16 protein-coding genes and 1 pseudogene are annotated in these 25552 nt (G+C 63.4%); 10 read left to right on the top strand and 7 right to left on the bottom strand.

Annotated features, from left to right (window positions below):
- The first annotated feature begins 415 nt into the window (after positions 1–415).
- The 5 genes from GGI48_RS24760 (at position 416) to GGI48_RS24740 (ending at position 12968) form a co-directional block, all read left to right on the top strand.
- On the top strand, positions 416–2143 hold the full coding sequence (locus tag GGI48_RS24760; RefSeq protein ID WP_179600423.1) for a ShlB/FhaC/HecB family hemolysin secretion/activation protein: 1728 nt from the start codon (positions 416–418) through the stop codon (positions 2141–2143).
- 102 nt (positions 2144–2245) lie between these two features.
- Positions 2246–7204, top strand: coding sequence for a hemagglutinin repeat-containing protein (locus GGI48_RS24755; protein ID WP_179600421.1), 4959 nt, complete (start codon positions 2246–2248; stop codon positions 7202–7204).
- A gap of 249 nt (positions 7205–7453) precedes the next feature.
- Positions 7454–8080, top strand: a complete 627-nt coding sequence (locus GGI48_RS24750; protein WP_016965304.1) for a response regulator transcription factor — start codon at positions 7454–7456, stop codon at positions 8078–8080.
- A 43-nt stretch (positions 8081–8123) separates the two neighbouring features.
- Positions 8124–9854 carry a response regulator gene (locus GGI48_RS24745; RefSeq protein ID WP_179600419.1) on the top strand — a complete coding sequence of 577 codons (1731 nt, stop codon included), beginning with the start codon at positions 8124–8126 and terminating at the stop codon, positions 9852–9854.
- A 165-nt stretch (positions 9855–10019) separates the two neighbouring features.
- Positions 10020–12968, top strand: coding sequence for an HD domain-containing phosphohydrolase (locus GGI48_RS24740; protein ID WP_179600417.1), 2949 nt, complete (start codon positions 10020–10022; stop codon positions 12966–12968).
- 6 nt (positions 12969–12974) lie between these two features.
- Here GGI48_RS24740 and GGI48_RS24735 read toward each other — a convergent pair whose 3' ends face one another.
- Positions 12975–13457, bottom strand: a complete 483-nt coding sequence (locus tag GGI48_RS24735; protein WP_016965076.1) for a GAF domain-containing protein — start codon at positions 13455–13457, stop codon at positions 12975–12977.
- Positions 13454–14344, bottom strand: a complete 891-nt coding sequence (locus GGI48_RS24730) for an ATP-binding protein (protein WP_016965075.1) — start codon at positions 14342–14344, stop codon at positions 13454–13456. The genes GGI48_RS24735 and GGI48_RS24730 overlap by 4 nt, the downstream gene beginning before the upstream one ends.
- 164 nt (positions 14345–14508) lie before the next feature.
- Here GGI48_RS24730 and GGI48_RS24725 point away from each other — a divergent pair, with 164 nt between their 5' ends.
- A complete protein-coding gene (locus tag GGI48_RS24725) occupies positions 14509–16830 on the top strand; it encodes a response regulator (protein WP_047305523.1) in 2322 nt (773 codons plus the stop codon).
- On the opposite strand, the gene GGI48_RS24720 is transcribed toward GGI48_RS24725, so the two are convergent.
- The 3 genes from GGI48_RS24720 to msrB all read right to left on the bottom strand — a co-directional run bounded on the left by GGI48_RS24720 (position 16814) and on the right by msrB (position 18255).
- Positions 16814–17278 carry a MarR family winged helix-turn-helix transcriptional regulator gene (locus GGI48_RS24720; protein ID WP_103739954.1) on the bottom strand — a complete coding sequence of 155 codons (465 nt, stop codon included), beginning with the start codon at positions 17276–17278 and terminating at the stop codon, positions 16814–16816. The genes GGI48_RS24725 and GGI48_RS24720 overlap by 17 nt on opposite strands.
- Entirely contained in the window at positions 17275–17760 is a 486-nt protein-coding gene (locus tag GGI48_RS24715; RefSeq protein WP_016965072.1) for a glutathione peroxidase, read from the bottom strand. The genes GGI48_RS24720 and GGI48_RS24715 overlap by 4 nt, the downstream gene beginning before the upstream one ends.
- 102 nt (positions 17761–17862) lie before the next feature.
- The gene (gene msrB / locus GGI48_RS24710; RefSeq protein ID WP_047305526.1) at positions 17863–18255 is read right to left on the bottom strand and encodes a peptide-methionine (R)-S-oxide reductase MsrB; all 393 of its coding nucleotides are present in this window, start codon (positions 18253–18255) and stop codon (positions 17863–17865) included.
- Positions 18256–18479: 224 nt separating this feature from the next.
- Between msrB and GGI48_RS24705 the strand changes: the two genes are divergently transcribed.
- A complete protein-coding gene (locus tag GGI48_RS24705; protein WP_016965070.1) occupies positions 18480–19691 on the top strand; it encodes a pyridoxal phosphate-dependent aminotransferase in 1212 nt (403 codons plus the stop codon).
- A gap of 304 nt (positions 19692–19995) precedes the next feature.
- A complete protein-coding gene (htpX, locus tag GGI48_RS24700; protein WP_016965069.1) occupies positions 19996–20883 on the top strand; it encodes a protease HtpX in 888 nt (295 codons plus the stop codon).
- A 63-nt stretch (positions 20884–20946) separates the two neighbouring features.
- Here htpX and GGI48_RS24695 read toward each other — a convergent pair whose 3' ends face one another.
- Positions 20947–21615 carry a thiopurine S-methyltransferase gene (locus GGI48_RS24695; RefSeq protein WP_179600415.1) on the bottom strand — a complete coding sequence of 223 codons (669 nt, stop codon included), beginning with the start codon at positions 21613–21615 and terminating at the stop codon, positions 20947–20949.
- A 102-nt stretch (positions 21616–21717) separates the two neighbouring features.
- Here GGI48_RS24695 and GGI48_RS24690 point away from each other — a divergent pair, with 102 nt between their 5' ends.
- Complete coding sequence (locus tag GGI48_RS24690) at positions 21718–22485, top strand: class III extradiol ring-cleavage dioxygenase (protein ID WP_179600413.1); 768 nt, start codon at positions 21718–21720, stop codon at positions 22483–22485.
- Positions 22486–22622: 137 nt separating this feature from the next.
- On the opposite strand, the pseudogene GGI48_RS24685 reads toward GGI48_RS24690, so the two are convergent.
- A pseudogene (locus GGI48_RS24685) lies at positions 22623–24330 on the bottom strand (DEAD/DEAH box helicase).
- Positions 24331–24716: 386 nt separating this feature from the next.
- On the opposite strand from GGI48_RS24685, the gene GGI48_RS24680 reads away from it, so the two are divergent.
- A complete protein-coding gene (locus GGI48_RS24680; RefSeq protein WP_047305528.1) occupies positions 24717–25508 on the top strand; it encodes a crotonase/enoyl-CoA hydratase family protein in 792 nt (263 codons plus the stop codon).
- Positions 25509–25552: the final 44 nt, after the last annotated feature.

Here is a 25552-nt window from a genome sequence, read left to right as displayed (position 1 = left end):
TTGCAGATTCTCACAAAATCTCTGGACCCCTTGCCAATCAAGGCCGACAGGAAAATTTTGTTAGCCTTCTATGCATTTACAATTTACGTACAAATCGAGTTTTTAGTTTCGGATAGTCTCGATTTCAACAAGTTAATTCCCCGCTGACCGCCCCCGGATCAATTAATTTCACACTGCGCTGTAACGTTTGCACTGCAACTCAATCAACCCTTTTGTCATACCTGAATCTAGATTGAAGCACCCGGCTCTCACTCAGGAATTGTCACTCGCGAGCACTTGAACATAGGCCACCGATATAGCAATCGACGGCACCTCATATTCACCGTGCAGAACTTAAAGCGACGTCACTAGTTGAGCCTCAACGATCGGCTTTTCTGTTGTTCGTCACTTGGTCTTTTTACAGTAAGGATGCCAAGTGCCCTATTCATCACGCACTGACCGCTCCCTTTTCTCCCTTATGGGCAACGGGTGCCTGGGATTGTGGTTGGGCCTGACCTGCCTGACCCCGGCCCAGGCCCTGGCCGATGTACAACCGGGCCAGGAAGCCCTGCGCCTGCAGCAGCAACAGCAACGCGACCTGCAACAGCTGCAACTGGAACAGCGCCAGCGGCAGATGCAGCGCGGCAGCTTCAGCAGCACCCCGGCCAGCCCCGACCTGCCCCAGCAGCCCGCCAGCGACGCGCGCTGCTGGCCCCTGAGCGGCACCCGCATCGGCGGCGTCAGCCTGTTCGACAAGGCCCGGCTCAATGACTACATCAAGCCGTATGTCGCGCCGTGCATGGGGGTCAACCAGATCAACCAGTTGCTGGCGGCCATCACTCGCCTCTATGTCGAGGCCGGCTATATCGCCAGCCGCCCCTACCTGGCCAGCACCCCGGCCGCCGGGCACAGCCTGGATATCCTGGTGGAGGAAGGTTATGTCGAAGCCATCGAACTGGCCGACCAGAGCCTGCCGGTGTCCCTGGGCGGAGCCTTCCCCGGCATGCTCGGCAAGCCCCTGTACCTGCGGGACCTGGAACAGGGCCTGGATCAACTGAACCGCCTGCGCTCCCTGGACCTGACCGCCGACATCGCCCCCGGCAGCCAGCCCGGCGCCTCGCGGATCATCCTGCGTTCGCGCGGCAGCGCCGCGCGCTGGGGCCTCGGCCTGGGTGTGGATAACCTCGGCAGCGCCGGCACCGGGCGTGACCGGCAGTCGATCAACCTCAATCTGGACAGCCCGTTGCAGATCAACGACGCGCTGAACCTGAACTACAGCGACACCCTCAACCACGGCCCGCGCTACAGCCGCAGCAGCAGCCTGTTCTACTCGGTGCCCTACGGCTACTGGACCTACAGCCTGTTCGCCAGCCACGCCGAATACCGCGCGCCGCTGAAGCTGGCCCGCACCACCCTGTACAACAGCGGTCGCACCGACATGCTCAGCGGCCGCGCCGACCGGGTGCTGTGGCGCGACCAGAGCCACCAGCTCAGCGCCAACCTGCAATTGGCCTACAAGGACGTGGACAGCTACCTGCAAAAAGCCCACCTGCAGATCCAGAGCCCGACCCTGACCGTGGCCGAGGCCGGGCTCAACCTGTTCTGGCTCGACAGCGCGGTATGGAACCTGGACGTCAATTACGCCCAGGGCCTGACCTGGTTCGGCGCCGACCGCGACTCGCAGCAGGTGCAGCGCAACCTGCCCCAGGCGCAGTTCCGCAAGTACCGCGCCGGCCTTAGCCAGTGGCGCAACGGCCAGCTGGGCAACCAGCGCTGGCAGTGGCAGAGCCAGCTCTCGGCGCAGTACAGCCCGGACCCGCTGCCGGCCATCGAACAACTGCTGGGCACCGACGATTCGGCGGTGCGCGGCTACCGCCTCAACAGTGCCTCCGGCGCCATCGGCGCGGTGTGGCGCAACACCCTGCGCCTTCCGCTCAACAGCGACCTGCCGCTCAAGATCACCCCGCGCCTGGGCCTGGACAACGGCTGGATCAAGGCCGAGCACGGGGCCCAAAGCAAGCACCTGAGTGGCGCCAGCCTGGGCCTCAACCTGGCCTGGAAAAACCTCCAGGTCGACCTGGACTACCAACGCAGCCTCACCACTCCAGAGGGGTTCCGAACGGAGCCGGAAGTCTGGCTGGCCAGGTTCAGCCTGCAGATTTGATCAACCGCCGATTAGCCTGAAATACCCGATGAACCTGAGCACAACGCGCCGTCGCCCCTCTAGAAGGCAACGCCCGGCTCACCTACTCAGCACGAGGTTCTCATGCCTGACAACACTCATAGATTCAACCTTTCACCCCAGGGCAGATTGCGCTGGACCATCGCCGGCCTGCTGCTGGTGTCCCATCTGCCCCTGGCCCTGGCCGGCGGGATCACCGTGGTCGAGGGCCCCGGCGGCACCCCGCAACTGCAAAACCAGGGCGGCGTGCCCATTGTCAACATCGTCGCGCCCAATGCCGGCGGCCTGTCCCACAACCAGTTCCTGGACTACAACGTCGGGCAACAGGGCGTGGTACTGAACAACGCCCTGCAGGCCGGGCAGTCGCAACTGGCCGGGCAACTGGCGGCCAACGCGCAACTGCACGGCCAGGCGGCCAGCGTGATCCTCAACGAGGTGATCAGCCGCAACGCCTCGCAACTCAATGGCGCCCAGGAAATCTTCGGCCGTGCCGCCGACTTCGTGCTGGCCAACCCCAACGGCATCTCGGTCAATGGCGGCAGCTTCATCAACACCCCCAACGCCAGCCTGGTGGTGGGTCGCCCGGAACTGCAGGACGGCAAGCTGCAGGGGCTCAACACCCAGAATGCCCGGGGCCAGCTGGATATCCACGGCGGCGGCCTGCGCAATGCCGAGGGCTCGATCAACCTGATCGCCCCGCGCATCGACAGCCAAGGCGCCCTCAGCGCCCGCGATCAGCTGAATGTCACCGTTGGCCGCAACCAGCTGGACTACCCCAGCGGCCAGGTGCGTAACGTCGACCCGGCGAGCCGTACTCAGGAACAACGCATCGACGCCAGCCTGTTCGGCGCCATGCAGGCCGGGCGGATCAATATCGTCAGCACCGCTGAAGGTGCCGGGGTGCGCGTCGGCGCGGTCCAGGTGGACGGCCGCGACGGGGTCAAGCTGAGCTCCGCAGGTGATCTGGACATCCGCGGTCAGGCCGTGGACAACAGCCTCGATGCGATCCGCGCCGGAGTCCGCAGCCAGGGCGATATCGAGCTGCACGGCGCCAAGGACCTGACCCTGGCCGCCACCGATGTCAGTGGCCGCAACGTCAAGCTCGATGCCGGGCGCAACCTGACCCTGAGCAGCATCGAAAGCCGCAAGCTCCAGGAAAAACGCCAGCAATGGGACAAGAGCACCATCGGCATCACCTGGGAAACCTACGACGCCACCCAGACCGATAGCGAAACACGCCAGCACGGGAACAAGGTGCTGGCCCAGCATGACGCCGAACTGAAATCCGGCGCCAATACCCGGATCCAGGGCAGCCGCGTCGAAGCCGGTCATAACCTCAACGCCCGCAGCGGCGGCGACCTGCAACTGACCGCCGCCACCGAAACCCACACCCAGCGCGACCAGGGTCAGCACCGCAAGCACCTGTGGAAGGAAAACTGGGACAACAGCAGCAGCCAGCAGCGCAGCGTCACCAGCCAGCTCAAGAGCGGCCAGCAACTGCAACTCGACAGCCAGCAGAATCTGCGCCTTGAGGGCGCCGAGCTGCACAGCCAGGGCGACATCCTGCTCGCCGCCAAGGACGTCGACATCACCAGCGCCAGCCGCCAGCAGAGCCAGAGCAACCAGCATTACTCCGGCGACCTGGTGGGCGGTGGCTTCTTCGGCAAGAACGCCGACGGCGACCAGGGCAAGACCGAGAACCAGGGCAGCAAGGTCAACGCCGACGGCAAGCTGATCGTGCGCGCCGACAGCGTGCGCATCAGCGGCAGCCAGGCCCGGGGCGGCACCCAGGCCAGCGTTATCAGCGACAAGGGTTCATTGACCATCGACGGCGTGCAGGACACCTCCCACCGCAACAGCCACAGCAAGGACAGCAAGTTCTTCGGCATTGCCAAGGATGAGAGCCGTCAGCAGCACAAGGACAGCACCACGGTCGGCAGCCAGGTGCGCTCGGACAGCAACCTCAAGTTGCACAGCGCCGAGGACCTGACCGTCAGCGGCTCCCAGGTCGCCGCTGCGGGGGCACTGGACGCCAGCGCCAAGGGCACGGTCAAAGTCGCGGCCGCCGCAGACACCCAGCACGACAGCAGCAGCACCCAGAAGCGCGGTTTCGACGCCTACGCCAAGGAAAACGCCCCGGGCACCGGCCAGTACCGGGCCGGGGTGCGTTATCAGGATGAGCAGCGCAACGACAGCAGCGACAGCACCCGGCAACAGGCCTCCAGCCTCACTGGCGGCACCCTGGCGGTCAGCGCCGGCGAAGATATCAAGGTACAAGGCAGCGACCTTGCGGCCACGGCCGGCGATGCCCGCCTGAGCGGCAAGACGGTGCAGTTGCTGGCCGCGGACAACCAAACCCAGAAGCACAGCGACAGCACCACCACCGGTGGCGGCTTCTACTACACCGGCGGCCTGGATCGCGCCGGCAATGGCCTGGAAGTGGCCCACACCAGCAGCCAGGACCGCAGCAGCAAGAGCACCGCGCAGACTAGCAACATCGCGGCCAGCGGCAACCTGACCATCAATGCCGGCAACCGCCTCACCACCGAAGGCGCCCAGGTCAAGGCCGGTGGCGCGCTGCAGGTCAATGCCGCCGAGATCGACAACCGCGCCGCCCGCAACAGTGAAAGTAGCAGCCACCAGGAGAACAACTGGGCGGTGGATGTCGGCGCCAACGTCGAATACAAGGGCGTCACCCGGCCCATCGAAAAAGCCATCCAGGGCGTGGCCCAGCGCAAGTTCCACCAGCCCGGGGTACTCGATGCCCTGGAACAGCCCAATGTCGGGCTCGATGTGGACGTCAGCCACCAGAACCGCCAACGCAGCGAAAGCACCAGCAGCGCCGTGGTCAGCCAGCTGAGCGGCGCCCAGGTCGCGGTCAAGGCCGATGGACAACTCAAGGATCAGGGCACCCAGTACCGCGCCACCGACGGCGCCGTGCAGATCAACGCCGGCAGCCTGCTGGCCAGTGCCGCCAGCGATACCCATAGCAGCAGCGAACAGGCGGTGGACGCCAAGGTTGGCGTGCGGGTCTACACCAACACCGGTGAAGACCTGAACATCCGTGGCAGTGGTGCCGGTGGCAGCAGCAACGTCACCAGCAGCACCGAGAAGGCCCAGGTCGGCAGCTACGCCGGCAGCCAGGGCGTGGACATCAAGGTCGGTGGCGATGCCAGCTTCGAAGGCAGCCAGTTCAATGGCGGCCTGGGCGGCGTCAACATCAAGACCGACGGCCAGCTGGCGCTCAATCAAGCCAATGACCGCCAGAGCAGCAGCAACTCCAGCCTGCGTGGCGATGCCTCGCTGAGCCTGGGCACCACTCCGGGTAGCAGCGGCACCAACCTGAATGTCGGCGCCGGCTTGCAACTGGATCACAAGAGCCTCGAGCAGCAGGACAGCCAGGCGCGGGTTGCCAGCATTCAGGGCCAGGGGCCGGTCAACCTCAAGAGTGCAAGCGACCTGACGCTGCAAGGCACGCAGATCGGCAACGCCGCACGTCCCACCGGCGATATCACGCTGGACGCCGGCGGCAAGCTCGACCTGCAAGCCGCGGTGGACACCCACCACAGCCAGGGCAGCAACCTCGGTGGCGGCCTCACGGCCGGTGGCAGCAAGACCAGCAGCGAGCAAAGCAGCGGCAAGAGCGTCAACCTCAGCGCCAACTTCAACATCGGCCGGGTCAATGAAAACGACCAGAGCCAGCGCGGCGCCCAGCTCTACAGCCAGGGCCAGGTGCGACTGGGCAGCGCAGCCGAGGGCGACAGCGCCATTCACCTGCAGGGCACGCGGATCGACGCCGCCAAGGTGGTGCTGGATGCGGCCCAGGGCGGTATCTACCAGGAGTCGGCGCAATCCACCCAGGCCCACAACAACTGGGGCCTGACCCTGGGCGCCGGTGGCAGCATGGGCAAGACCACCCTGGCCGATGCCGGTGAACACGACTCGCCGAAAGTCGATCGCGGGATCAATGCCCGGGCCAAGATCGACGTCGATCAGCGCCAGAACACGACTCAGCACAACAGCCTGATCAAGGCCGATCAGGTGACCCTCAACAGTGCCGGCAACGTGCATCTGGCCGGGGCCAACATCGACGCGCAACGACTCGACGGCGCCATAGGTGGCGACCTCAACATCGAAAGCCGCCAGGACCGGCTGCGCAACACCCAGGTCAATATCGACGCCAAGCTGGAAGTGGCGAAGAACCAGCCGGGGCTGGTGGACAAGCTGGCCAAGCCGGCCGGTCCGCTCAAGGACGACCTGAAGGCCAAGGCCGAGAAAGGTTTCGACAAACACCGCGAGAAGCTGGAAAACGCCGTCGACAAAGGGCTGGAAAAGGTCAGCTCGGCCAAGGACAGCGTGGTCGCCAGGGCCAGCGACGCCAAGGAACACCTGGGGGAGAAACTCAGCCGCAGCGGCAGCTACGACGTCAACCCTGAACCACGCGGCGCCATTGGCAACGGCGTGGCCAAGGCCAAGCACTACCTGGCCGACAAGGCCGACGCCGTGGGCAATCGCTTCTCCAGCCTGAAAGAGCGCTTCTGGCCAATAACCAGCGACAGCTATTCGGTCAGCGAGAAGAACACCGCCGGCAGCAAAGTGGCCAATACCGCTGAAGGCGTGCTGTTTGGCGACAAGAGCGGGCAGACCTCCTATACCCCGACCTTGAACCTGAACCTCAGCCACGAGCGCAAGAACCGCGTGGAACAGGCCTCGGGGATCAGCACCCAACAAGGCGTCGACCTGAAGGTCAGCGGCGAAACCCGGCTCACCGGGGCGCGCATCGGGGCCAGCGAAGGTCGCGTCGAACTGGGGGGTTCCAAGGTCAGCAAAACCGACCTGGCCGGCTCGGAGTTGCGCGTGGACGTCGGCGCCAACCTGTCCAAGTCACCGGTCAACGTTGCCTTGGGCAGCGCCTCCGAATTGACTCGCAAACAGGATGACGCCACCCGCCAGGACCAGGCGTTCAACCTCGGGCCGCTGCGGATCGGCGGCCACACCGACAGCCAGCTGTTGCAAGCCGGCATCGATCAGCAAACACCATGAGGCCCGGGCCGCCCTCCTCGCCGGGGGCGGCCTGCATAGGCTCGTGGCGGGGCCTTGGTCGCGTCTTCAGGGGCATCCTGCGCCCCATAGATCCGGCCTTAACTTCACGTGACTGCCAATCGGCTGTAATACCTCCCCTTATTCGTTGTAAGACCTGTCTTAGATTGGGTTTTTCAACACTTTCGCAACTATTTCCGCTCTCGCCGCTGGGCTACTGTTCGGACTTTCCTTTATCGGCAGGAGGCCAACATGGGCTCAGTACTTATCATTGACGATCATCCCGTGATTCGCATGGCGGTGCGTATTCTGCTGGAGCACGAGGGGTATCAGATCATTGGTGAAACCGATAACGGCGTGGATGCCCTGCAAATGGTCCGCGAATGCGAACCCAGCCTGGTGATCCTCGACATCTGCATCCCAAAGCTCGATGGCCTGGAGCTGCTGGAGCGCCTGAGCAACCTGCATCAACCCCTGCGCATCCTGGTGCTGACGGCCCAGTCCGCGGCGCTGTTTGCCAGTCGCTGCATGCGCGCCGGTGCCAGTGGCTATGTGTGCAAGCGCGAAGACCTGAGTGAACTGCTCAGTGCCATCAAGGCCATTTGCAACGGCTACAACTACTTTCCCAGCCAGGCCCTGCACCTTGACCGGCCCGCCCTGGGAGCAACTTTGGAGTTGGCCCAATTCAACTCGTTGAATGATCGGGAGTTGATGGTTCTGCAACTTTTCGCCATGGGCCAGACCAATAAGGAAATTGCCACGGGCATGTTTCTCAGCCACAAGACCGTCAGCACTTACAAGAAGCGCATCATGCAGAAACTGGCCACCACCTCGATGAATGAACTGGTGGACATGGCCAAGCGCAATGAACTGATATGAAGCCCCGGTTCCCGCTACCACGGTCGCAGCGAGCGGCCGGGCGATGATCAACACCCTGCTCCAGCCCGTTGGCATCATGTTCCTGATGCTTGTGTTGCTGGCCGCCTTGCTCAACCAGGTCCGGCTCTATCGGCAACTGCGCCAGCAACGCCAGCAATTGCAGGCGCTGGCCCGCTCGGCGGCGGCCCTGGAGGCCGACAAGCAGCACGCCGAAGAGGCCGATCGCAACAAGAACCGCTTCCTCGGGCACCTTGGCCACGAACTGCGCACCCCGTTGAACGCATTGATCGGCTTGCTGGAGCTGGTGCTGCGCCGCACCGGCAGCCGTTCGCCCCAGCACGCGCCGCTGAAGCTGGCACTGGGCGCGGCGGGGGACCTCAAGGAACTGCTGGATGACCTGCTGGACATCAGCCGGATCGAGTCCGGCCACCTGCGCCTGAACCCGACCTGGGTCGACCTGCGCGATTGCGTCGAGGGGCAGATCGCTGTGTTCCGCGCCCTGGCCCGGCAAAAGCGCCTGGCGCTGGAGCTGCAATTCAACGCCCCCAGCCCGGAGCCCCAGGTGCTGATCGATGCTCTGCGCTTCAAGCAAGTGCTGGGCAACCTGTTGAGCAACGCGATCAAGTTCACTCAGCAGGGCGAGATCCTGGTCAGGGCGACGTTGCAGCCCACCACAACCCAGGACCGGTACGAGCTGCTGTTGCAGGTGCAAGACAGCGGCATCGGCATTCCCGAGCCGCAACGCCAGGGGCTGTTGCAGCCCTTTGCCCAGATCGACCCCGACAGCCAGTCACCACGAAACAGCGCCGGGCTTGGCCTGCCCATCAGCCATCAGTTGTGCCGGCAGATGGGCGGCAGCCTGAGCCTGCACGGGCGCAGCGGCCCGGGCTGCGAAGCGCGGGTCAGGCTGCCCCTGAGCGGCCGTGGTGCACGGCCCGCCCAGCTTGATGCGGACGCCGCAGAGCCGCTCCCCGCGTCCACGGTGCCGCTGGATGTGCTGCTGGCGGACGATCACCGCGCCAGCCTGACCCTGTTGCAGGGCCAGCTGGAGTACCTCGGACACCGGGTCACCTGCGCCGAAGACGGGCGCCAGGCCTTCGAGTTGTGGCGCCAGGGCGACTTCGACCTGCTGATTCTCGACTGCAACATGCCATCGATGGACGGCTACCAGCTGGCCGAGGCCATACGCCAACACGAAACCTGCGAGCAGAGGCCGGCGATTACCCTGATCGGCTGCAGCGCCGACAACGACCCACAAGCGCTCCAGCGCGGCCTGGACGCCGGCATGCATGACTGTCTGGCCAAGCCCCTGAGCCTGGAACGCTTGAGCCGCCGGCTGGCAAGCCTCAAGCCCAGGCCGCGGGCCGACAGTTTCAGCATCCGCACCTTGCGGACCCTGACCCGTGGCAAGCCCCTGTTCGCCCGGCGCATGCTCAACGAACTGCTGCGCTGTTGCCAGGAAGACCGGCGCCAACTCGCACGGCTCCCGGCCAGTGATCCCCGGGCGTTGGTGGCCCTGGCCCACAAGATCAAGGGCTCGGCGCTGATGGTCAGGGCCGAGTCGTTGCAGGCCGGGTGCGAGGCCCTGGAGCAGGCGTGCCTGCAACCTGTTGCACGGGAGGCGATAAACGCTGCCGTGCGCCGCCTGGACCGGGACCTGGTGCACTTCGCCCAGTCCTTGCACCTTCACCTGGATAACCCGGCACCTCAGCCTTTGAAGGCGCAATCCGGGGAGCAGAAAACCACCGCCCCACAGGTGACGAATCCGCCGTGAAGCCTGCGCTTGCCAGGAAAATAGCAAAAGGCCAGTATTGCCTCGCCACCCGTCACTGCCGACCAAACCCGTCACCTGCAGCGGACAGGCCAAGGCAGGAACAGCCGGCCTTAACTATGCTTGGGCCTTGACCCTCAGCCTCATGAGCTTCTGGAGAGAATTGCAATGCCGAGCACGCCAAAGCCTGCCCTACGTCGCTTTCCTCTTCATATACACATCAGTGTGATGTTCACCCTGCTGATGCTGCTCACCGGAGTCATCCTGGGGATCTACAACTACCGGCAGACCACCCGCATCATCCTGCAAAGCAGCGAAAAGCTCTTCCAGCGCATCGAACAGGATGTGCACGGCGACCTGAAGTCCACTTACGAGCCGATCCGCCATCTTTTGCGCCTGCTGGCCGGGGCCCCGGCGACCCAGAGCGGCAACCTTGAACAGCGCCTGGCCCTGCTCAGGCCCTTCAGTCAGTCGCTGCAGGACAACCCGAACCTGGCCTCGTTGTACCTGGGGTATGCCAATGGCGATTTCTTCATGGTGCGGCCCTTGCGCGACGACGCTATCCGCAATCAGCGCCAGGCGCCGCCAAACAGTGCCTACGAGGTCTGGAGCATCGAGCGCAATGCCAGCATCGGGCAGACGCACTCGCAATCGCTGTTCTTCGATTCGCAGCTGTCCATGATCGGCCGCCTGGAGCACCCGCAGGACGGCTACGACCCTCGCAACCGCGATTGGTTTTCCAATGCCCGCAGCGAAACCGAGCAGATCACCACCGAACCCTACGTCTTCTATTCCACCAACAACGTCGGCACCACCCTGGCCCTGAGCAGCGGCGATCTGGCAGTGATGGGCGCCGACCTGACCCTGGAACAACTGTCCTCGACCCTGGCCAAGCACCGGGTCACCCCCGGCACCGAGATAGCCCTGCTCGACGACAAGGGCAACGTCGTGGCCTATCCCGACAGCGACAAACTGGTCCTGGAGAAACACAGCGCACGCTTGATCAAGGCCAATGCCCTGAACCCGGTGTTCGGCGCGCTGCTGCGAGGCCAGGCACAGAACGGCCACTTGCAGTCCCAGGGGCGCAGCTGGATCGTCGCCAGCAAGCGGATCGCCGAGGGCGGACCAGGCGGTCTGCAACTGGCCTTGCTGGTGCCCGAGGATGAACTGCTGGCCGATGCCTACCGCCTGCGCTGGCAAGGCGCACTGATCACCCTGACCATTCTGCTGCTGTGCCTGCCCTTGGGCTGGCTGATCTCCCGCGTACTGGTGCGGCCACTGCGCGCCCTAGTGCAAGAAGCCGATGCCATCCGCAGTTTCGACTTCAAGGCGCCGATGTCACGCCGTTCACCGGTGCTGGAAGTGGATCAACTGAGCGTGTCCATGGCCAGGATGAAAGACACCCTGGCGAGTTTTTTCGAGATCAATGCCAGCCTGTCGGCGGAAACCCGCTTCGACCCGCTGCTGCAACGAGTGCTGTCGGAAACCGTCAAGCTGGCCCAGGCCAAGGCCGGCCTGATCTACCTCTCTGAAAGCAAGGGCGCGCGCCTGGAGCCCCATGGCCTGATCATCGACGGCGAACATCAGGATCTACCGCGATTCAATATCGCCACCAAGGACCTGACCGACCACAGGCTTCCGGACTGGCTGCGCCAACTCACCGACACTGACACCGTGGTCACCACCCTGGGCTTTGAACAGGCCGGCAGCCTGCAAAGCGTGCTGCTGGCCCTGGACAGTCCCAGCGCCCACTTGCTGGGCCTGCGCTTGCGCAATCGCCATCACGAAATGGTGGGCATGCTCCTGCTGTTTCTGGAAGACAGCGGTGCCGAGGCGGACCTGGACAGACTCAGTCCGGATCGGATCGCCTTTATCCAGGCGGTGTCCGCCACCGCCGCGCTGTGCATCGAGAGCCAGCGCCTGCAGAACAAGCAGAAGCAGCTGCTGGACGCCTTCATTCAACTACTGGCCGGGGCCATCGACGCCAAGAGCCCATACACCGGCGGCCACTGCCAGCGAGTACCGGCCCTGACCCTGATGCTGGCCGAGGCCGCGGCCGCCAGCGACGACCCGCGGTTCGCCGCCTACCAGCCCACCGACGACGAGTGGGAAGCCCTGCATATTGCAGCCTGGCTGCATGATTGCGGCAAGGTCACGACCCCGGAATATGTGGTGGACAAGGCCACCAAGCTGGAAACCCTGAACGATCGGATCCATGAAATCCGCACCCGCTTCGAAGTGCTCAAGCGCGATGCCTGGATCGATTACTGGCGGGCCGTGGCCGAAGGGGCCGAAGCCAGCGCCCGGGCCGCCGAGCGCGACGAGCGCCTGCGCGCCCTGGACGACGACTTCGCCTTCGTCGCGCGCTGCAACCTGGGGGCCGAGTTCATGGCCGACGCCGACCAGCAGCGCCTGCGGGAAATCGCCCAGCGCACCTGGAGCCGGACCCTGGATGATCGCCTGGGGGTTTCCTGGGAAGAGCTGAAGCGCCAGGAGCGCACCCCGGCGCCCAGCCTGCCGGTGCTGGAACGGCTGCTGGCGGACAAGCCCGAACACCTGCTGGAGCGCAGCGCCGTGGAGATCATGACCGCGGACAATCCCTGGGGGTTCAAGCTCCAGGTGCCGGCCCACAAGTACAACCGGGGCGAGCTGTACAACCTGAGCGTGCCCCGGGGCACGCTGACCGCCGAGGAGCGCTATGTGATCAATCACCACATCGTGCAGACCATCATCATGCTCAACCACCTGCCCTTCCCCAGCCACCTGCAGAACGTAGCGGAGATCGCCGGCGGCCATCACGAGAAAATGGACGGCAGCGGCTACCCCAAGCAGCTCAAGCGCGAACAGATGAGCCTGCCGGCGCGGATGATGGCCATTGCCGATATCTTCGAAGCCCTGACCGCAGCGGACCGCCCCTACAAGAAGGGCAAGACCCTCAGCGAAGCGCTGAACATCATGGCCATGATGTGCCGCGACGCCCACATCGATCCCGAATTGTTCGAGCTGTTTCTCCAGCAGCAGATCTATCAGCGCTACGCCGAGCGCTTCCTGGTGCCGGAGCAGATCGATGCCGTGGATCGGGAAGCGCTGTTGAAAAAGGCAGGGTTGAGCGCCTGATGGCGGTCAGCAGTCACTCAGGCGCAGGAAGATCGCCGCCAGTTGTTCGATACCGGCCTGGTCCGCCGGGCTGAAGCGGGCCAGCTTCGGGCTGTCCAGGTCGAGCACGCCGATCAGCCGGCCGTCCTTGACCAGGGGCACCACCAGCTCGCTGTTGGACGCGCTGTCACAGGCGATGTGTCCGGCAAAGGCATGCACATCCTCGACCCGCTGAGTCTGCAGGGTGGCCGCGGCCGTGCCGCAGACGCCACGACCGAAGGGAATCCGCACGCAGGCGATCTGGCCCTGGAACGGGCCCAGCACCAGTTCCTGGTTGCGGTTGAGGTAGAAGCCGGCCCAGTTCAGGTCGTCGAGCTGGCTGAACAGGAACGCCGAGAACTGCGCCGCATTGGCGATGAAGTCACGCTCATCGGCCAGCAGCGACTCCAACTGGGCACACAGCAGCCCATAGCCGTCCAGACCTTGGCCGGCACTTTGCAAATCGATCATGCTTTTTGCTCCAACAACTGCAAGCCCACCCAATAGCGGGCAAATTGATAGGCACAGCGGCCGTTGCGGTTGCCCCGCCCGGTGGCCCAGCGTACCGCCAGAATGTCCAGCTCCTCGGTGCGCTGCCAGCTCAAGCCGGCCTTGCGCGCCAGCTCGCCGATCCAGTGTTCCACCACATTGAGAAAGTGTTCCTGAGTGAAGGGATAGAACGACAGCCACAGGCCGAAGCGGTCCGACAGGGCGATCTTGTCTTCCACCGCTTCGCTGGGGTGCAACTCGCCATCGACGCGCTTCCAGTTCTCGTTGTCGCTTTCTTTTTCCGGCACCAGGTGCCGACGGTTCGAGGTGGCGTACAACAGCACGTTTTCCGGGGCCTGTTCCAGGGAGCCGTCGAGCACGCTCTTGAGCACCCGGTAGTCGCCCTCGCCGGCCTCGAACGACAGGTCATCGCAGAACAGCACGAAACGCTGGGGCAGCTTGACCAGTTGCTCCACCACCCGCGGCAGGTCCGCCAGGTGATCACGTTCGATCTCGATCAAGCGCAGGCCGCCCTTGGCATGTTCGGCCAGCAAGGCGCGCACCAGGGAGGATTTACCGGTGCCACGCGAACCCCAAAGCAGCGCATGGTTGGCCGGCAGGCCATCGAGGAACTGCCGGGTGTTGCGCGCCAGTTGCTCGCGCTGCTTGTCGACCCCGATCAGATCGCTCAAGCGCATGTCCAGGCTGACCTCCAGCGGCAGCAGGAAGCCGCTGCGGCCTTCGCGCTGCCAGCGCGCGGCCAGGCACTGGTTCCAGTCGATGCTCTGGCGCAGGGTCGGCAACAGCGGTTCGATCCGGGCCAGCACGGCGTCGGCACGTTCAAGAAATGCATTCAATCGGGCATCCACGGCTTTTCCTCAGGCACGTTCAAGGTAATGATGCGGCACACAGACCAAACGCCGTCCTGATCAAAGGGTCTATCGCCTTGTCAGCTGCTGCCGAACCGACCGGCAACCAAAGATGATCAGCTATGCTTGCGCAGCGAAGGGAAACGAAAGTGGTTCAGCCCCCCATGGATATCAAGTTCACCAACCGCCTGTCCTATAAACAGGCCCGGCTCACCGTGCTGGTGGGTTTCATTCTGGGGACCGCGCTCAGTCTGCTGCAAATCGGCATCGATTATGCCAGTGAAGACGCCTCCATCAATCGCGAAATCCAGTCATTGCTGGAAATCAGTCACAACCCGGCCTCGCGCATTGCCTACAACATCGACGCCGAACTGGCCCAGGAGCTGACCCTGGGTCTGTTGCGCTCACCGGCGATCATTCGCGCGCAATTGATCGACAACAACAACACCCTGCTGGCCAACGTCGAGCGCCCGCCGCAACAGAGCGGCTACCGGGCCCTGAGCGACTTCCTGTTCGGCGCCGACCGTCAGTTCGAGGACCGCCTGTACCTGAGCCACCTGCCGGACGAATCCCTGGGCACCCTGCATCTGGACGTGGACACCTATGCCTTCGGCAGTCGCTTCCTGCGCCGCGCCGAAGTCACCCTGATCAACGGTTTTGCCCGCAGCCTGATCCTCACCGGGATTCTCCTGGCCTTGTTCTACGTGATGCTGACCAAGCCGTTGGTGGGGGTGATTCGCGAGCTCAGCAGCCGCGATCCGCGCAGCCCGCAACAGGCGCCGCTGGAGTTTCCCCCGGGACATGAGAACGATGAAGTCGGGGTGCTGGTCAAGGTCGCCAACCAGCAGTTCGAGATCATGGCCACGGAAATCCAGCAGCGCCGCATTGCCGAGAACCGCCTGACCGAGTACCTGGGGCAGCTGGAAAACATCGTCTCGGCGCGCACCACCGAGCTCAAGGCCAGCAACGCCCGGCTCAGCCAGTCCAACGAGGAACTGGAACTTGCCCGACGCACCGCCCTGGACATGGCCCAGGCCCGCGCCGCGTTCCTGGCCAACATGAGCCACGAGATCCGCACCCCGCTCAATGGCTTGCTGGGGATGATCGCCCTGGCCCTGGACAGTCCTCTGAACCCCGAACAGCGCCAGCAGCTGTCCATCGCCCACGACTCCGGCAAGGTGCTGGTGGAACTGCTCAACGACATTCTCGACATGTCCAAGTTCGACGCCGGGCAGCTGGAACTGGAGCGCATTCCCTTCGACCTCGGGGTGCTGGTGGAGGACACCGCCAACCTGTTGTCGCAGAACGCGGCGGCCGGGGTGGAACTGGCCTGCCTGATCGCTCCGGACTTTCCGGCGCTGGTGCTGGGAGATCCGATGCGGGTGCGGCAGATCGTCAGCAACCTGCTGTCCAACGCCCTCAAGTTCACGCGCTTCGGCCGGGTCGATGTGCGCCTGAGCCCCCTGGGTGACGGGGTGCGCATCGAGATCTGCGACACCGGCATCGGCATCGCCCAGGAAGCCCAGGTGAAGATTTTCCAACCCTATACCCAGGCCGGCGCCGGCATTACCCGTCAGTACGGTGGCACCGGCCTGGGGCTGGCGCTGACCAACAACCTGTGCGAAGCCATGAACGGGCGCCTGAGCATCAGTTCGGAAGTCGGTTTTGGCAGCCAGTTCTGCGCCGACCTGCCGCTGCCTTGCCATACCCCTTCGGCCCCCCCGCCGGCCTTGTCCGGAAAAGTCGTGGGCATAACCAATGCCGGAAGCGGCCTGGCCGAATTGCTCGATTCGCTGCTGCCGACCTGGGGCCTGGACTACCGGCGCTACGACATCGAAACCTCCCTGGCCGGGGTCAATCCCGATCTGTTGATCACCGATTGCCCGGAATGCCTGTTTGGCCTGCGCCCGGCCATTACCGCGCCGATCCTGCTGGTGACCGCCTATGGCAGCTTCCTGCCCAGCGAAGAGGCCAGCGCCCTGGCGCCACTGCAGCAACAGGCCCGCCCCCTGGCGCGCAATGCCTTGTATCAGACCCTGCGCCGCTCGTTGCAGGCGGAAACCATCACCCTCAATGACGCCCAGTTGGACATGCCGACGCAGATCCGCCGGGCCGAGATTCTGCTGGTGGAAGACAACCCGGTGAACCAGCTGGTGGCCAAGGGCATGCTGAGCAAGCTCGGCTGCGCGGTGACCGTGGCCGCCCACGGTGCCGAAGCCCTCAACCAGCTGGAGCACAACCGCTTCGATCTGGTGCTGATGGATTGCAACATGCCGGTCATGGACGGTTACGAGGCCAGCCGGCAGATCCGTCGCAGCGGACGCTGGCCGGACCTGCCGATCATTGCCCTGACCGCCAACGCCATGCCCGAGGAGCGTGAACGCTGCCGGGCCGCGGGGATGAGCGACTACCTGGCCAAGCCGTTTCGCCGCGAGGAACTGATCGCCCTGCTGGACCAGTGGGTGCCGACTACGACACGGCTCTGATCTGCCGCAACAGGTGATCGAGGCCGTCGCGCAAGGGATCCAGGTTGTCGAGATTGACGCCGCTGTCGCACAACAGCGCCGCCTTGAGCGGTGGCACCTGATCGCGCAGCGCCAGTCCGGCTTCGCTCAGGCTCAGGTGCACTTCGCGCTCATCACGCCCGGAACGTTGACGCTGCACCAATTGCAATTGCTGCAAACGCTTGAGCAGCGGGGTCAGGGTTCCGGAGTCCAGCAACAGGCGCTCCCCCAGGGCTTTGACGGTCGGCTGCGGCACCGGCGTCGCCTGCCACTCCCACAGCACCAGCATCACCAGATACTGCGGGTAGGTCAGGCCCAGGCGGTCGAGCATCGGCTTGTAGCCACGCACCACCGCCCGCGAGGCGGCGTACAGCTTGAAGCACAGCTGGCGGTCGAGCTGGAGGGAAGAATCCACGGGCAAATCGTTCATTTGAGCAGGGCTTCGATCTCGCGGCTAAGGTCCTGGGGCTTGGTCGCCGGAGCGAAGCGCTTGACCAGCTTGCCGTCCCGACCGATCAGGAACTTGGTGAAGTTCCACTTGATGCCCTGGGAACCGAGGACACCGGGCGCGCGCTGCTTCAACTGGACGAACAGCGGGTGGGCCGCGGCGCCATTGACATCGATCTTCTTGAACAGCGGGAAGCTGACGCCGTAGTTCAGCTCGCAGAACTCGGAAATCGCCCCTTCGTCGCCCGGTTCCTGCTTGCCGAACTGGTTGCAGGGAAAACCCAGCACTACCAGGCCCTGGTCCTTGTAGGTCTGCCACAGCTCCTCAAGCCCCTTGTACTGAGGGGTGAAGCCACACTTGCTGGCGGTATTGACCACCAGCACGGCCTTGCCGGCGAAGTCCGCCAGGGTCTTGTGTTCGCCTTTGATGGTGGTACAGGGAATAGTCAGCAGCGAGTCGGTCATGGCAGCAATTCCACTCAAGATAAGAGCCGCTAAAAATAGCGCCCAATTAAATTGTGTGCAATTTAATCGATGAAAAGGCGACTGCACGAGTCGCCTTGCTGCCTAGCGCGGCAGCAGATCCAGGCACACCGAGTTGATGCAGTAACGCAGGCCGGTGGGTGGCGGACCGTCCGGAAAGACATGACCCAGGTGGGCATCGCATTTGGCACAGACCACTTCGGTGCGGATCATGCCGTGGCTCATGTCACGGATCTCGACCATGGCGCTGTCGGCAATCGGCTCGTAGAAACTGGGCCAGCCACAACCGGAGTCGAATTTGGCCCGGGAGTCGAACAAAGGCTCATTGCAGCAGATGCAGTGATAGACCCCATCGGTTTTGGTGGCGTTGTACTTGCCCGAGAACGGGCGTTCGGTGCCTTTGAGCCGGCAGACGTTGTACTGCTCCGGATCGAGCATCGCCCGCCATTCTTCCAGGGTTTTTTCCAGCTTTTCCATGGTCCTTCCTCTGCAACGGAAAAAGCCCGATCTGTGTCTTTTCCACGGATCGGGCGGCACGTATGATTGCGCCTCGTCAGACGCCAGTCTGGCAGCCGCGTTACACCCATTCAAACGGATTTTGCCGCAACCGGTGCGGGCTACAGGCCGGTGTGACACGGCAGGATTCCCAGTACGGTAGTTCACCCTCCGCCTGGATCGTTCATTTTCGGGAACACATCGCCATGCAGGTCAGCAAATCGAACAAGCTCGCCAACGTCTGTTATGACATTCGCGGCCCAGTGCTCAAGCACGCCAAACGCCTGGAAGAGGAAGGCCATCGCATCCTCAAGCTGAACATCGGCAACCCGGCGCCCTTTGGTTTCGAAGCGCCGGACGAGATTCTCCAGGACGTGATCCGCAACCTGCCCACCGCCCAGGGCTACAGCGACTCCAAGGGCCTGTTCAGTGCGCGCAAGGCGGTGATGCAGTACTACCAGCAAAAGCAGGTGGAAGGCATCGGCATTGAAGACATCTACCTGGGCAACGGTGTTTCCGAACTGATCGTGATGGCCATGCAGGCCCTGCTCAACAACGGCGACGAAGTGCTGGTACCGGCCCCGGACTATCCGCTGTGGACCGCCGCGGTGAGCCTGGCCGGCGGTAACCCGGTGCACTACCTGTGCGACGAGCAAGCCAACTGGTGGCCGGACCTGGCCGACATCAAGGCCAAGATCACCCCGAACACCAAGGCCCTGGTGATCATCAACCCGAACAACCCCACCGGCGCCGTGTACCCCAAGGAAGTGCTGCTGGGCATGCTGGAACTGGCCCGCCAGCACAACCTGGTGGTGTTCTCGGACGAGATCTACGACAAGATCCTCTACGATGACGCCGTGCACATCTGCACCGCCTCCCTGGCACCGGACCTGCTGTGCCTGACCTTCAACGGCCTGTCCAAGTCCTACCGCGTGGCCGGTTTCCGTTCCGGCTGGGTGGCCATTTCCGGTCCCAAGCAGCATGCCCTGAGCTATATCGAAGGCATCGACATGCTGGCCAACATGCGCCTGTGCGCCAACGTGCCCAGCCAGCACGCGATCCAGACGGCCCTGGGCGGCTACCAGAGCATCAACGACCTGGTGCTGCCGCCCGGCCGCCTGCTGGAGCAGCGCAACCGCACCTGGGAGCTGCTCAACGACATTCCCGGGGTCAGCTGCGTGAAACCCATGGGCGCGTTGTATGCCTTCCCGCGGATCGACCCGAAAGTCTGCCCGATCCATAACGACGAGAAGTTCGTTCTCGACCTGCTGCTTTCGGAAAAACTCCTGGTGGTCCAGGGCACCGCGTTCAACTGGCCTTGGCCGGATCACTTCCGGGTGGTCACTCTGCCGCGGGTCGACGACCTGGAACAGGCCATTGGTCGGATCGGAAGTTTCCTCAAGTCCTACCGCCAATAATCCGAATCACGCAGTGCGATCCTTACCCGGTCGCACTGCGATTAATTCAGCAACACATCTTCGCTGCCCTGCACCACGCCCCTTCTATAAGCTTGCACTTTCCGCCTGGCCTATTGTCACAAAGTCTGCACCGCAGCCGGTTGCTTGCCCCGTCCGACAATCGCCCGCGCCGCGCCAATGCACGCGTCTAGCCCCGGGGCTAGACGACACAGTTTGAAATAGAAGCCGTATTGAATAGGCCGTTGCCGCACCTTATATACCCCGCAGTACGCTACATCTTTAGCTTGAGGAGATTTCTACAACCATGATGCGAATCCTGCTGTTTTTGGCCACTAACCTTGCGGTCGTGCTGATTGCCAGCATCACCCTGAGCCTTTTCGGCTTCAACGGGTTCATGGCGGCCAATGGGGTTGATCTCAACCTCAATCAGCTGCTGATTTTCTGTGCCGTCTTTGGTTTTGCCGGTTCGCTGTTCTCGCTGTTCATCTCCAAGTGGATGGCGAAGATGAGCACCAGCACACAGATCATCACTCAACCGCGCACCCGCCATGAGCAATGGTTGTTGCAAACCGTTGAGCAACTGTCCCGCGAAGCCGGGATCAAGATGCCCGAAGTCGGTATTTTCCCGGCCTACGAGGCCAACGCCTTCGCCACCGGCTGGAACAAGAACGACGCTCTGGTGGCGGTCAGCCAGGGCCTGCTGGAGCGTTTCTCGCCCGATGAAGTGAAAGCCGTACTGGCCCACGAGATCGGTCACGTTGCCAACGGCGACATGGTGACCCTGGCGCTGATCCAGGGCGTGGTGAACACCTTCGTGATGTTCTTCGCGCGGATCATCGGCAACTTCGTCGACAAGGTGATCTTCAAGAACGAAGAAGGCCAGGGCATTGCCTACTACGTGGCGACCATCTTCGCCGAGCTGGTCCTGGGTTTCCTGGCCAGCGCCATCGTCATGTGGTTCTCGCGCAAGCGTGAATACCGTGCCGACGAAGCCGGTGCCCGCCTGGCCGGCACCAACGCCATGATCGGCGCCCTGCAGCGCCTGCGTTCGGAACAAGGCCTGCCGGTGCATATGCCCGACACCCTGAACGCCTTCGGCATCAATGGCGGCATCAAACAGGGTCTGGCTCGCATGTTCATGAGCCACCCGCCGCTGGAAGAGCGTATCGACGCCTTGCGTCGTCGCGGCTGATCCACTGCAAGGCACTACCCAAAAGGGCGACGCGAGTCGCCCTTTTGCTTGGCCGCTAAAAACCTATCCCGCCGCGCCCTGCTTGCTCAGGCGATAGACCCGCTCCACCAGCCGGGTCACACCGCCCTGAAGAAACTTCCAGCTCTCTCCCAGAATGTCGCGCTCCGTTTCCACCTGCAGTTGCCAGGCATCCCCCAGGCGCTGGCGAACTTCATCGTCGAGCACCGCGAATGGCGGCCCGTCCAATTGCTCCTGGGCGTAGTCCATGGTTATCAGCAGCCCCTTGCTGCCCTCCGGCAACAGGCCATTGAGGTGGGCGCTGTAGCGCTGCCGCATCGGCGGCGGCAAGGCGATCATGGCCGCACGGTCGTACAGGGCTGTGCAACCCGCCGCGTCCTCGGCAGTCAGGGCAAAGAAATCACCGCACCAGAGCTGAATGGGCCCGCTGGCGTAGACCTTGAACTCCCCGTGCTGGCTGATCTGCGGCTGCAACTGATGCTCACGAAAGAAGTCCTCCACCGCCTTTTCCGCAAGCTCAATGCCCAGCACCTCGAACCCTTGGTCGGCGAGCCAGATCAGGTCCAGGCTCTTGCCGCACAACGGCACCAGCACCCGGGTTTGCGGCGCCAGGCCCAGGGCCGGCCAATACTGCTGCAGGTAAGGGTTGACCTCTGCCAGGTGAAAGCCGATCTGATCCCGCTCCCAGCGTTTTTGCCAAAAGTCCGCTTGCATGAGAAGTCCTTAAAATTCGATCAAAAAGCGCTAAAACTTATATTAGATTTAGATCAATGATCTGATTGAAGATGGCGCATCTTAACCTTCAGGACCTTCCTCATGCTCCCCAGTCTGTTCATCTCCCATGGTTCTCCCATGCTGGCCCTGGAACCCGGCGCCAGTGGCCCTGCCCTGGCTCGCCTGGCCGCCGAACTGCCAAGACCCAAGGCGATCCTGGTGGTTTCGGCTCACTGGGAAAGCCAGGACCTGCGGGTCAGCGCCAGCCCGCACCCGGAAACCTGGCACGATTTCGGCGGTTTTCCCGCAGCGCTGTTCGCTGTGCAATACCCGGCCCCCGGCAGCCCGGAACTGGCCGCCCAGGTGGTGCAACTGCTCCAGGCCGATGGCCTGTCGGCACAACTGGACAGCCAGCGCCCCTTCGACCATGGCGCCTGGGTACCGCTGTCACTGATGTATCCGCAGGCGGATATCCCGGTGGTCCAGCTCTCGCTGCCCAGCCGCCTGGGCCTGGCGTTGCAGACTCGCATCGGCCACGCCCTGGCGATCCTGCGGCAACAGGGCGTGTTGCTGATCGGCTCCGGCAGCATCACCCACAACCTGCGCGAGCTGGACTGGCATGCAGGTCCAGAAAGCGTCGAGCCCTGGGCCAAGGCCTTTCGTGACTGGATGATCGAGAAGCTGGCGGCCAATGATGAAGCGGCCCTGCATGATTACCGGCAGCAGGCACCGAATGCCGTGCGCAGCCATCCCAGCGATGAACACCTGCTGCCGCTGTACTTCGCCCGCGGCGCCGGTGGCGAATTCAGCGTGGCCCACCAGGGCTTCACCCTGGGCGCCCTGGGCATGGACATCTACCGCTTTGGCTGATGCCTCACCGGCAGGCAGCTACAAAACCCCGCAGGAGCCGGCTTGCCGGCGAACAGTCCCAGCCCAAACTCCAGGTAAAAAAAATCCCCGAACCAGTCGGGGATTTTTTATGCCTGATCAATCAGCCCGAGGGCGGATCAATCTTCGCGGTAGCGACGCAGCTTCAGCTGCTTGCCGGCAACGCGAGTGTCCTTGAGCTTGGTCAGCAGACGATCAAGACCGTCTTCCGGCAGCTCGACCAGACTGAAGCTGTCACGCACCTGGATGCGACCGATGGCTTCACGGGCCAGGCCGCCTTCGTTGAGGATCGCGCCCAAGAGGTTCTTGGCCGCGATACCGTCACGGGCACCCAACGCAGTACGGCAGCGAGCACGGCCTTCGCCCAGAGGCATTGGCGCGCGACGCTCACGGTCACCACGATCAGGACGATCGCCGGAACGCTCAGGACGATCACCACGTGGCGCGCTGTTAGGCACCAGTGGACGCTCTTTCTCGATGGCTGCCAGGTTCAGTGCTTGGCCGTTGGTAGCCTTGCGCAGCAGGGCCGCGGCCAGGGCGCGCGGGCTGCAACCGATATCGGCAGTCAGGCGATCCAGCAGTTCACCGTGGGTGGCTTCAGCGTCAGCCACCAGCGGCGACAGGCTGTTGGTCAGCTTCTTGATGCGCGCATCGAGAACAGCCTGGGCGTCCGGCAGGCGAACCTCGGCAACCTTCTGCCCGGTCACACGCTCGATCACTTGCAGCATGCGGCGCTCACGCGGAGTCACCAGCAGCAGCGCGCGGCCTTCGCGACCGGCACGGCCGGTACGGCCGATACGGTGCACGTAGGATTCCGGATCGTATGGCATGTCCACGTTGAAAACGTGGGTGATGCGCGGTACGTCCAGGCCACGAGCGGCAACGTCGGTGGCCACAACGATGTCCAGACGGCCATCCTTGAGGGAGTCGATCACGCGCTCACGCTGGTTCTGGGCGATGTCACCGTTCAGCGCAGCGGCTTTGTAGCCTTTGGCTTCCAGGGCACTGGCCAGGTCCAGGGTCGCTTGCTTGGTGCGCACGAACATGATCAGGGCGTCGAAATCTTCAACTTCCAGCAGGCTCAGAACGGCAGAGGTCTTCTGGTCAGCGTGAACCAGCAGGTGCGCCTGCTCGATCGCGGTGACGGTCTGGGTCTTGCTCTGGATCTTGACGTGTTTCGGGTCTTTCAGGTGACGCTCGGCAATGGCCCGGATCGACTGCGGCAGGGTGGCCGAGAACAGTACGGTCTGGCGGGACTCAGGCATGGCCTTGAAGATGACTTCCAGGTCATCCATGAAGCCCAGCTTGAGCATTTCGTCGGCTTCGTCGAGAACCAGGTGGTTCACGGTGGCCAACACTTTTTCGTCGCGACGCAGGTGGTCGCACAGACGGCCCGGCGTGGCGACAACGATCTGTGCGCCATTCCGGATTGCTTTCAGTTGTGGGCCCATCGGCGCACCGCCGTAGACGGCCACAACAGTCACGCCCGGCATTTGCTTGGCGTAGGTTTCGAAAGCGGTTGCAACTTGTAGCGCCAACTCACGGGTTGGGGCCAGGATCAGAGCTTGCGGCTCGCGCTTGGACGGATCAATGCGGTGCAGGATAGGCAGGGCAAAGGCAGCGGTTTTACCGGTACCGGTTTGCGCCTGGCCAATCATATCGTGCCCGGCAAGGATGATCGGGATCGACTGCTGCTGAATAGCCGAAGGCTCTTCATAGCCGGTAGCGACTACTGCAGCAACAATATTGGGATGAAGTTCAAGAGCGGCGAAGCCGCCGATTTCCTGGGTCATGGGTCTGCCTCTAAGTGCATCCGCAAAGACCCATGCTCCAAAGCTGCGCATGCCGTGTAAGACTCAAGAGTCACCCTGGCAGCTTTGTCGGCGGGGATTTGCGAAAACGATTGGATGAATGGATCGTCAAGGATAGTCCGCGCAGCGGACAAGCAGCCGAAGCTGACTTCGGGGAATTGCATTACCTAAACGTGGCCCGGCTAAAGGCCGGCGCGTACTATACCGGAATTACTCAAAAAAGGGAGTTTTTTTATCGGAAAAATCCGCTCAACGCCCGATGGTCACGGGCTTTGCGCAGACTCGAAGGGCGCGCTATTTTGCTTGGGCCCGCCGCTGTTGGTCGCCACCGCTAAAACGATTCACCCTGGTGCTTGAAAGCCGTCTCGCCCATTCCCTCTTCCCCCCTTGAGGATCGCGTCCATGAATCAGCCCAGTGCCAGCCGTGTCAGCCGCGAACTGCGCGGTCATCTCTTCCTGATCGGCCTGGATCGGGTCGCCAAGCGCAATGCCTTCGACCTGGAGCTGCTCAACCAACTGAGCCTGGCCTACGGCGAGTTCGAAGCCAGCAGCCAAGCGCGGATCGCCGTGGTGTTCGGCCACGGCGAGCACTTCACCGCGGGGCTGGACTTGGCCAATGTCGGTGCCACCCTGGCCCAGGGCTGGCAGGCACCACCCGGCGGCTGCGACCCTTGGGGCGTATTCGCCGGACCGCGGGTGAGCAAGCCGGTGATCGTCGCCGTGCAGGGTTACTGCCTGACCATCGGTATCGAGCTGATGCTGGCGGCGGACATCAATCTGTGCGCCAGCAATACCCGCTTTGCCCAGATGGAAGTACAGCGCGGGATATTTCCCTTCGGCGGCGCGACCCTGCGCCTGCACCAACTGGCTGGCTGGGGCAATGCCATGCGCTGGTTGCTCACCGGTGACGAGTTCGATGCCCACGAAGCCCTGCGACTGGGGCTGGTACAGGAGGTGATGGCCAGTGAAGACCTGCTGCCCCGGGCCGTCGAGCTGGCCGAACGCATCGCCCGGCAGGCACCGCTGGGAGTGCAGGCGACGCTGATGTCGGCGCGTCAGGCCCGGCTTGAGGGCGAAACCCTGGCCGCTCAGGGCCTGCCGCCACTGGTGCACAAGCTGATGAACAGCGAGGACGCCAAGGAAGGGGTGCGAGCGATGATCGAGAAACGCCCCGGGGTGTTCAAGGGTTGTTGAACAGGCTGGCCGGCGATTGTCTTCGCCGGCCAGCGGTTTCCTGC

The organism is Pseudomonas protegens, from assembly GCF_013407925.2.
GTDB lineage: Bacteria > Pseudomonadota > Gammaproteobacteria > Pseudomonadales > Pseudomonadaceae > Aquipseudomonas > Aquipseudomonas fluorescens_AP.
The sequence above is the reverse complement of the archived record's forward strand: the minus strand, read 5'-3'. Positions and strand labels throughout refer to the sequence as shown.

Excerpts from the sequence above, each read along its gene's own strand:
- GGI48_RS24755 (WP_179600421.1), top strand. The coding sequence starts at position 2,246 with ATGCCTGACAACACTCATAGATTCAACCTTTCACCCCAGGGCAGATTG.
- GGI48_RS24750 (WP_016965304.1), top strand. The coding sequence starts at position 7,454 with ATGGGCTCAGTACTTATCATTGACGATCATCCCGTGATTCGCATGGCG.
- GGI48_RS24745 (WP_179600419.1), top strand. The coding sequence starts at position 8,124 with ATGATCAACACCCTGCTCCAGCCCGTTGGCATCATGTTCCTGATGCTT.
- GGI48_RS24740 (WP_179600417.1), top strand. The coding sequence starts at position 10,020 with ATGCCGAGCACGCCAAAGCCTGCCCTACGTCGCTTTCCTCTTCATATA.
- GGI48_RS24735 (WP_016965076.1), bottom strand. The coding sequence starts at position 13,457 with ATGATCGATTTGCAAAGTGCCGGCCAAGGTCTGGACGGCTATGGGCTG.
- GGI48_RS24725 (WP_047305523.1), top strand. The coding sequence starts at position 14,509 with ATGGATATCAAGTTCACCAACCGCCTGTCCTATAAACAGGCCCGGCTC.
- GGI48_RS24720 (WP_103739954.1), bottom strand. The coding sequence starts at position 17,278 with ATGAACGATTTGCCCGTGGATTCTTCCCTCCAGCTCGACCGCCAGCTG.
- GGI48_RS24715 (WP_016965072.1), bottom strand. The coding sequence starts at position 17,760 with ATGACCGACTCGCTGCTGACTATTCCCTGTACCACCATCAAAGGCGAA.
- msrB (WP_047305526.1), bottom strand. The coding sequence starts at position 18,255 with ATGGAAAAGCTGGAAAAAACCCTGGAAGAATGGCGGGCGATGCTCGAT.
- GGI48_RS24705 (WP_016965070.1), top strand. The coding sequence starts at position 18,480 with ATGCAGGTCAGCAAATCGAACAAGCTCGCCAACGTCTGTTATGACATT.
- htpX (WP_016965069.1), top strand. The coding sequence starts at position 19,996 with ATGATGCGAATCCTGCTGTTTTTGGCCACTAACCTTGCGGTCGTGCTG.
- GGI48_RS24695 (WP_179600415.1), bottom strand. The coding sequence starts at position 21,615 with ATGCAAGCGGACTTTTGGCAAAAACGCTGGGAGCGGGATCAGATCGGC.
- GGI48_RS24690 (WP_179600413.1), top strand. The coding sequence starts at position 21,718 with ATGCTCCCCAGTCTGTTCATCTCCCATGGTTCTCCCATGCTGGCCCTG.
- GGI48_RS24680 (WP_047305528.1), top strand. The coding sequence starts at position 24,717 with ATGAATCAGCCCAGTGCCAGCCGTGTCAGCCGCGAACTGCGCGGTCAT.